Origin of the sequence: Microbacterium sp. (assembly GCF_039812165.1) — a bacterium.
Lineage (GTDB): Bacteria > Actinomycetota > Actinomycetes > Actinomycetales > Microbacteriaceae > Microbacterium.
In genome coordinates this window covers 1-2,552 of record NZ_JBDIAB010000308.1, presented here as the reverse complement: position 1 = coordinate 2,552, position 2,552 = coordinate 1, and the positions used below count along the sequence as shown (strand labels likewise).

At 73.4% G+C, this 2,552-nt stretch carries 2 protein-coding genes; one reads left to right on the top strand and one right to left on the bottom strand.

What is annotated here, in order from left to right:
• Nucleotides 1-6: 6 nt before the first annotated feature.
• Nucleotides 7-828: a 16S rRNA (cytidine(1402)-2'-O)-methyltransferase gene (gene rsmI / locus WML84_RS14745; RefSeq protein ID WP_347346889.1), complete on the bottom strand. Its 822-nt coding sequence runs from the start codon at nt 826-828 to the stop codon at nt 7-9.
• Between the two features lie 22 nt (nt 829-850).
• Here rsmI and WML84_RS14740 point away from each other — a divergent pair, with 22 nt between their 5' ends.
• Entirely contained in the window at nt 851-2,440 is a 1,590-nt protein-coding gene (locus WML84_RS14740; RefSeq protein WP_347346888.1) for a phospholipid carrier-dependent glycosyltransferase, read from the top strand.
• Nucleotides 2,441-2,552 lie beyond the last annotated feature (112 nt).

The following is a 2,552-nucleotide window of genomic DNA, read 5'->3' as shown; positions in this document are numbered from 1 at the left end:
CCCGGCTTACGAGCGGCGGGCGGCGAGCGCGGCCTGGTACAGCTCGCGCGACGAGTGGCCGGTGAGGCCGGCGACCTCGGCGGCGGCATCCTTCAGGCGGATGCCGTCGGCCACGAGCGCCTGCACCTGCGCGAGCGCGTCCTCCGGCGTGACCTCGCGCACCGTCGCGCCGGCCACCACCACGACGATCTCGCCGCGGACGCCGTCGGCCGCCCAGGCCGCCAGCTCCGCGACGCCGCCGCGCACGACCTCCTCGTGCAGCTTCGTCAGCTCGCGGCACACGGCCGCGCGCCGGCCGGCGCCGAACGCGTCGGCCATCGCGGCGAGGGTCTCGGCCAGCCGCGACGGGGCCTCGAAGAACACCATCGTGCGCGGCTCGGCGCCGAGGGCCGCGAGCGCGCGGCGTCGCTCCCCGGGCTTGCGCGGCAGGAACCCCTCGAACGTGAAGCGGTCGGTGGGGAGCCCCGCCACGGCGAGCGCGGTGACGACGGCGCTCGGTCCGGGGATCGCGGTCACCACGACGCCCTGCTCCACCGCTTCGGCGACGAGGCCGTAGCCCGGGTCGCTGACCGTCGGCATGCCGGCATCCGACAGCACGAGCAGGTCGGCGTCGCGCGCCGCGGTGACGAGCTCTGCCGCGCGGTGCTTCTCGTTGTGGTCGTGCAGCGCCACGAGCCGCGGACGGTTCCGCACCCCGAGCGCCTGCAGCAGGCGCTGCGTCGTACGCGTGTCCTCCGCGGCGACGACCGTCGCGGCCTCGAGCGCCGCGACGAGCCGGGGCGAGGCATCCCCCAGGTTGCCGATCGGCGTCGCCGCGAGGATGATCACCGCCCCAGCTTAGGCTGGACGGGTGACGACGACCGCGAACCCGCTCGCGCCCGCGGCACAGCCCTCGATGTACGACCGGTGGCTCCTCCGGCTCGCCGCCGACCCGCGGCTGCGCCGCCTGTACGCGTGGCTCGCGCCCGTGCTCGTGACCCTGCTCGCCGCGATCCTGCGCCTGTGGAACCTCGGGCATCCGCACTCGTTGGTGTTCGACGAGACCTACTACGTCAAGGACGCCTGGAGCCAGTGGAACCTCGGCTACGCGGCGACCTGGCCCGAGGGCGCGGACGAGCTCTTCAACTCCGGACAGACCGACGTCTTCTCGACCGAGGGCAGCTTCGTCGTGCATCCGCCGCTCGGGAAGTACCTCATCGGCGCCGGCATGGCGCTGTTCGGCGCGGACTCGTCGTTCGGCTGGCGCATCGCCGTCGCGCTGTGCGGCACCACGTGCGTGCTGATCCTCTATCTCCTCGCGCGGAGCCTCACCGGCTCGGTCGTCTTCGCGACCGTGGCGTCGTTCCTCCTCGCCGTCGACGGGCTCGGCATCGTGATGAGCCGCGTGGCGCTCCTCGACGTCATCCTCACGATGTTCACGCTGCTCGCGTTCTGGTTCACGGTGCTCGACCGGCGACGCCACCTCGACCGGCTCGCCGCGGGCATCGCCGCGAGACAGACCGACGCCGGTCCCCCGGCATGGGGACCCGTGCTGTGGAACCGCCCGTGGATCGTGGCCGCCGGCGCCGCGGCGGGCGCGGCATCCGCGGTCAAGTGGTCGGGCGCGTGGGTCCTCGCGGGCATCGGCATCTACCTCGTGGTCACGGACGCGCTCGCCCGCCGGCGCTGGGGGGTGACGTTCTGGCCGACGGATGCCGCCTTCCGCCAGGGCCCGGCGACCTTCCTGCTGCTCGTTCCGGCCGCGCTCGTCGTCTACGTCGCGTCGTGGACCGGCTGGCTCACGACCGACGGCGGCTACGGCCGCGCCCGCGTCGACACCGACCCCGGCTTCTGGTCGTGGATTCCGCAGTCGCTGCGCAACCTCTGGCACTACCACGAGACGATCTACGCGTCGACGTCGGGCATCACGACGGCCCACTCGTACATGAGCCCGGCGTGGCAGTGGCCGCTGCTGTGGCGCCCCACCTCGATGTTCGTGGCGACGGCGACCGACGGCTCGCCCGGCTGCGCCGGCGGCGCCAACGGCTGCATCGAGACGATCTACAGCATGCCGAACCCGCTCGTGTGGTGGGGCGGCGTGGCGGCCGTGCTGCTCCTCGCGTACCGGTTCGTCCGCACGCGCGACTGGCGGTACGCGCTCGTGCTCACCGGCGTCGCGGCGACCTACGCGCCGTGGCTGCTGTTCGCCGAGCGGACGATCTTCCAGTTCTACACGATCGTCATCCTGCCCTTCATGCTGCTGGCGCTGACGTTCGCGCTGCGCGAGATCGCCGGCGCCGACCGCACCGATCCGGTGCGCCGACGGTCCGGGCAGCGCACGGTGATCGTGCTCCTCGCCGTGGTCGTCGCGCTGTCGGCGTTCTGGTATCCGCTGTGGACGGCCACGCAGGTGCCGTACGACTTCTATCGCCTGCACGCCTGGATGCAGGGCTGGATCTAGCCCCGGCATCCCCGCGCCCGCTCTCGCCGGGTCACCGCCCTGCCCGCCGGGTCACCGCCCCGCCGGAGAGTGGCCCGCCCTCGCGAGTCACTGCCCTGCCGGCGAGTCACTG